General features: G+C 63.5%; 7 protein-coding genes. All 7 read right to left on the bottom strand.

Going from position 1 to position 5,171, the window contains the following annotated elements:
• Positions 1 to 345: PulJ/GspJ family protein (locus EOS_RS26920; RefSeq protein WP_152693179.1), on the bottom strand; the 345-nt coding region annotated here is incomplete at its 3' end.
• The gene (gspI, locus tag EOS_RS26915) at positions 323 to 745 is read right to left on the bottom strand and encodes a type II secretion system minor pseudopilin GspI (protein ID WP_047895238.1); all 423 of its coding nucleotides are present in this window, start codon (positions 743 to 745) and stop codon (positions 323 to 325) included. The genes EOS_RS26920 and gspI, both read right to left, overlap by 23 nt.
• Entirely contained in the window at positions 745 to 1,251 is a 507-nt protein-coding gene (locus EOS_RS26910; protein ID WP_047895237.1) for a GspH/FimT family pseudopilin, read from the bottom strand. The genes gspI and EOS_RS26910 overlap by 1 nt, the downstream gene beginning before the upstream one ends.
• 31 nt (positions 1,252 to 1,282) lie before the next feature.
• Positions 1,283 to 1,750 (bottom strand): type II secretion system major pseudopilin GspG, encoded by a 468-nt coding sequence (gene gspG / locus EOS_RS26905; RefSeq protein WP_047895236.1) that lies wholly within the window; start codon positions 1,748 to 1,750, stop codon positions 1,283 to 1,285.
• Between the two features lie 200 nt (positions 1,751 to 1,950).
• Positions 1,951 to 2,364, bottom strand: a complete 414-nt coding sequence (locus EOS_RS26900) for a type II secretion system protein N (RefSeq protein ID WP_047895235.1) — start codon at positions 2,362 to 2,364, stop codon at positions 1,951 to 1,953.
• Positions 2,365 to 2,376: 12 nt separating this feature from the next.
• A complete protein-coding gene (gene gspF / locus EOS_RS26895; protein ID WP_047895234.1) occupies positions 2,377 to 3,594 on the bottom strand; it encodes a type II secretion system inner membrane protein GspF in 1,218 nt (405 codons plus the stop codon).
• Between the two features lie 6 nt (positions 3,595 to 3,600).
• Positions 3,601 to 5,118 (bottom strand): type II secretion system ATPase GspE, encoded by a 1,518-nt coding sequence (gene gspE, locus EOS_RS26890; RefSeq protein WP_047895240.1) that lies wholly within the window; start codon positions 5,116 to 5,118, stop codon positions 3,601 to 3,603.
• Positions 5,119 to 5,171 lie beyond the last annotated feature (53 nt).

The raw sequence follows: 5,171 nt of genomic DNA, 5'->3' as shown, positions 1-5,171 counted from the left end.
GACCTGCAAGCGCGGCGGCACGCCAGCCGCGTAGACGCCGCGCACGATCTGCACGGAGTTCCCGCCGATCGCCACCGCCGCCTCGCCAGCTTCGTCGTCAGTGGCGGCCTGACGGGCGTCGATGCGCATCTGGTCGAACAATTGCGCCACCACGCGTTCGTCTTCCATCGCGTTCGTAATAGTCGTACGGCCGCGCATGATCTGGTCGAGCCCGCGCCACGACAACACCGCGATCACCGCCAGGATCGCGATCGCGACCAGCATCTCGATCAGCGTAAAGCCACCGACGCCACGAGCACCACGGGCACCGCGAGCATCCCGCCTAGAGCGAACGGCTGGTTTCATTCGCCACCACCATGACCATTTGCGCGAGATTGCCGGAGATCCCGGGCGACGCCACCAACACTTCCACGCGGCGGAAAATCGGATTCGGCGTGGCCGTCACGCGATCGGTACAGGTCAGCTTGAGATTGCCCTGCGAGCAATCGAAGGTGCGTGAACCGATGTCCGGCCACGTATGCGTGAGCCGCAATTGCGCGAGTTCGTTGTCGGCACTCCAGCCGGCCAGCAGCCGCCGATGCAAATCCGCTTCGCCGGTTGCCATCGCGCCCACCGCCCGCAGCGACGCCGCCAGCGCCACCGCGATGATCGCCAGCGCGACGAGCACTTCGATCATGGTGAAACCGCGCGTGCGTTCAAGCTGATGTTTGAGGCCAAGGCCAGGACCGGGCGTGAGCGTTGGCATCAGCGCACCTGATAACGGCCGTTGCCGGTGCCGACGATCGTCGCGCTTCCGGCCGCCGAGACGAGCGTGATTTCCATCGGGGTATCGATAGCTTCGGTGCCGAACACCACCCGCTCCGCCGACTGATCGGAATGGGCGTACTGGATCGTCACGCCGGTCACGCCACCTTCCCAGCGACGCTGACGCAGCAGGTCGTCGCGCAGTGGACGCCAGCCGTCTTCCGTGCGGATATCGAAGCGAAAACCGCCGTCGAGCGGCAGCCACGCGATAGGCCGCGCCCGCACCTGGGCTTCGTCGCCGGCTGATTCGAACAAAAGCGCTAGGCGCTGCGCTTCCTCGTTCAGGTCGGTGCGCGGATTGCGCGTGAGCTTCACCGACGCCAGCGACACCAGCAATCCGGCGATCACCAGCACTACCAGCATTTCCAGCAGCGTAAAGCCGGCCTGCGGCCGCACCTTCGCGCGGCGCGGCGCCTCGGGTGCTGAACAGTGCGGCTCGTGCTGCATTTTCACGTCGCGTGCTTCTGTTAAGAAAGACTTATTGCCAGGAACCGATGTCGGCGTCGTTGCCCTCGCCGCCCGGTTTGCTGTCGGCGCCGTAGCTGAACACGTCTATCTCACCGTGCACACCCGGGTTCAGGTACTGATATTCCTTGCCCCACGGATCGACTGGAACGCGATCCATATAACCGCCGCCTTTCCAGTTGTTCGGGATCGGATCGACGGCCGGCTTTTCGACCAGTGCGCGCAGACCCTGCTCTTGCGTCGGATAACGGCCGTTATCCAGCCGGTAAAGATTGAGCGACTGCATGATCGAGCCGATATCCGCCTTCGCCGCCACGCGCCGCGCCTCGTCCGGGCGGCTCATGATCTTGGGCACGATCAACGCGGCGAGAATGCCGAGAATCGCGATCACGACCATGATTTCGATCAATGTAAAACCACGCTGGCGACGCGCGCCGGATGCCGTCTGGAGTTCGTAGCGGCGCTTCATCCACATTTGCATGACTAGATCTTCCTTTCCAATTGATGTCGTTACAGCGCTCAGGCCTAACGTGTTTTTCGACGCCTGTTCGCCACCCTGGCCGGATCATTCGTCGGAACAATCAACGGTCGTTGCGGGCAGGCAAACATTCTATAGGTCCGGCTTGCGCGGATTTCACTTCGTAAGCGTCGCCCGACTGGTCCACTTGATCCGGGACGGTTTCAGCGCACATAAATTGTCGGACCGGGCGCGTTCGGCGGCAGGAAGACTTCAGAGCGTGAGCCGTTCCTGTCAATGATGATCGAGCGGGCCCGCACTTCCTTGATCGTCACGCCTTGCGTGAGCGGCCCGCCCAGCGAGATCGCGCGCGCCGGTTCGCCGCCGTAGCTCACGATCGCCGCCGCGCCATGTTGCAACGCGAGGATCCCGAACAGATGCACGTCCTGGTTCTCCTGATGCTTTAGCTGCCCGCCGAAGAGCGTAGCCGCCTGTTCCACCGACGGCGCACGTCCCGCCGCCGCCGCAGGTAGCGGCGCGCTCTCGTGGGCGGTCAGCGTGATGACCCACCAGGTCAGCGTCGCGCAAAAAATGGCGAGCGCGATGAGCGAAAGAAGGCGGGTTTGGAGGGCATTCATGGGATGGCTTCTTCACTGCACCAGATTGTTCAATTCGATGATCGGCAACATCACCGCCAGCACGATCACCAGCACGACGCCGCCCATCGCGAGAATCAGCAGCGGTTCCAACAGGCTCGTGAGAAACATCGTGCGGCGTTCGAGTTCGCGCGCTTCGCCTTCGGATGCTCGGTCAAGCATGGTCGTGACGTCGCCGGTGGCTTCGCCCGAGCGGATCAGATGCACCAGCACGGGCGGAAATGTCTTCGTATTGCCGAGCGCGCGTGACAAAGAGGTGCCCTCGCGCACGCGGACGATGGCGTCTTCGATGTTCGCGCTCATCGCGCGGTTGCTCAAGGTTTCGCCCGCGGCTTGCAGCGCGCGCAGGATCGGCACGCCGGCTGCTGTCAGGATCGCGAGCGTGCTGGCAAAACGCACGGTGTTATATCCGCGAACGAGTTTGCCGAGCAACGGCGCCGTGAGCAGCCACCGGTCGAACGCCATTCGCGGACCGGGCCGCGCGAGCAGGCTCTTGATGAACCAGCTCACCAGCGCCACGCCGATCAGCCCAGCCCACCACCAGTTCCGCACGAAACCGGAGAGCGCCATCATCGCGATGGTGAGAAACGGCAGCGCTTGTTTCGTGCTCGCGAACACGTTCACCACTTGCGGCACGACATAACTCAGCAAGAACGTGACGATCCCGAACGCGATCAGCGTAACGATCGCGGGATAGGTGAACGCGAGCACGATCTTCTGCTTGAGCGCATTGCGTTGCTCGATGTAGTCGGCGAGCCGCGACAGCACGAGGCCGAGCTTGCCGGTATGCTCCCCGGCCGCGACCAGCGCGCGATAAATCTCGGGGAAATCGCGCGGATGTTGCGCCAGGGCATTCGCGAACGAATGGCCACCGAGTACTTCGGCGCGGATCGCGGCCATCAACTCGCGGATGTAATCGCGCTCCGATTGCTCGGTGAGCACCGAGAGCGTTTCGCCAAGCGGAAGACCTGCTATCAGGAGGCTGGCGAGTTGTCGTGTGAGGATGGCCTGCTCGCGCTGAGACAAGCGCTTTCCCAGCGATAACCGCTGTTTGCGCTCACCGCGCGTGCGTGTACCTGCTGCTTCGACCACAAGCGGCGTCAGCCCCTGCGTTCTTAGCTGGCTGCGCGCGGCACGGGCGCTATCGGCATCGAGTACGCCTGTCTGCGACTTGCCCGCCTGATCGATTGCCTCGAAACGAAACGCCGGCATGGATGTTTAGTCTCCGCCTGTCACGCGCAGCACTTCTTCCAGCGACGTCGCGCCACTCGCCAACCAACGGTTCGCGTCCTCACGCAGCGTGCGCATTCCCTGCGCACGGCCGGCGGTCAAAATTTCGGCATCCGATGCATTGCGGTGGATCAGCGCGCGAATGGGATCGTCCAGCAACAACAGTTCGTACACGCCGCGACGTCCCGCATAACCCGAGTGGCCGCACTTGTCGCAGCCGACTGCGTGCCAATGAACCTGGCCGTTCTCCTCACGTTCTTCCTTGCACACCGGACACAACTGCCGCACGAGCCGCTGCGCCAGCACGCCGAGCAGCGACGACGCGAGCAGATACGGCTCGACGCCCATATCGGTGAGACGCGTGACGGCGGATGCGGCGTCGTTCGTGTGCAGCGTCGCAAGCACGAGGTGGCCCGTCAGCGATGCCTGCACGGCAATCTGCGCCGTTTCCAGATCGCGGATTTCCCCGATCATGATGATGTCCGGGTCCTGCCGCAAAATCGATCGCAACGCGCGCGCGAAGGTCATGCCAATGCGCTCGTTCACCTGCGTCTGGCCGATCCCGCCGAGGTCGTATTCGATCGGATCTTCCACCGTCATGATGTTGGTGGTGGCGGTTTCGAGCCGCGACATCGAGGCGTACAGCGTGGTTGTCTTGCCGGAACCCGTCGGGCCAGTCACCAGCACGATGCCGTGCGGACGGCCGATCAGCTTGTCGAAGTGGACCAGCGTATCGCGCGCCATACCCAGCGTTTCGAGGTTCAGCCGTTGCGCGTCTTTTTCCAGCAGACGCAGCACCGCGCGTTCGCCATGACCGGTCGGCAACGTGGAAACACGCACGTCCACCGGCCTGCCGCCTACGCGCAGCGTAATGCGGCCATCTTGCGGTAACCGCTTTTCCGCGATATCCAGCTGCGCCATGATCTTGATGCGCGAAATCAGCGCACCGTGCAGCGCCTTCTTCGGGCGCACGACGTCGCGCAAGGTGCCATCGACACGAAAACGCACGACCGAAGACGTCTCGAACGGTTCGATATGAATATCCGATGCCTGTTCACGCGCCGCCTGCGTGAGCAGCGCGTTGATCATGCGGATGATCGGCGCGTCGTCTTCCGATTCGAGCAAATCCTCTATTTCGGGAATGTCCTGCATCAGCCGCGATAAATCGACTTCACCTTCCACTTCGCCCACGACCTGCGCCGCGGTGCCGTCGTTACGTGAGTAGGCTGAATTGATCGCGGCTGAGAGCTCGGCCACCGGCAAACGCACGATGGAAAGCGCGCCGAAGTTGCGGGCGACTTCGGCGAGTGCGGCGTCGCTGGTTTTATCGCTGATCCACACTTCGAGGCTGTCCGCGTGCTGGTGCGCCACGAGAATCTGCCCGGTCCGCGCAAAAGCGTAAGGGATCAGCCGCGCCGCAAGCGGCGACGGCGCAATGCGCTCAGCGTGCTCGGCCACGACAGCGGGCGAAATCGCCGTTGCTTGCGCCGCTGCCTGGGTCGACACACCGGCTCGCGCCGCTGCTGACGACGCGGAAGCTGACGGCGGCGTGGACGGCG

The sequence above is a fragment of the Caballeronia mineralivorans PML1(12) genome (assembly GCF_001028175.1).
In the GTDB taxonomy this organism is placed as follows: Bacteria; Pseudomonadota; Gammaproteobacteria; order Burkholderiales; family Burkholderiaceae; genus Caballeronia; species Caballeronia mineralivorans.
The sequence above is the reverse complement of the archived record's forward strand: the minus strand, read 5'-3'. Positions and strand labels throughout refer to the sequence as shown.

Coding starts and splice junctions, on each gene's coding strand:
- gspI (WP_047895238.1), bottom strand. CDS start 745: ATGCCAACGCTCACGCCCGGTCCTGGCCTTGGCCTCAAACATCAGCTT.
- EOS_RS26910 (WP_047895237.1), bottom strand. CDS start 1,251: ATGCAGCACGAGCCGCACTGTTCAGCACCCGAGGCGCCGCGCCGCGCG.
- gspG (WP_047895236.1), bottom strand. CDS start 1,750: ATGCAAATGTGGATGAAGCGCCGCTACGAACTCCAGACGGCATCCGGC.
- EOS_RS26900 (WP_047895235.1), bottom strand. CDS start 2,364: ATGAATGCCCTCCAAACCCGCCTTCTTTCGCTCATCGCGCTCGCCATT.
- gspF (WP_047895234.1), bottom strand. CDS start 3,594: ATGCCGGCGTTTCGTTTCGAGGCAATCGATCAGGCGGGCAAGTCGCAG.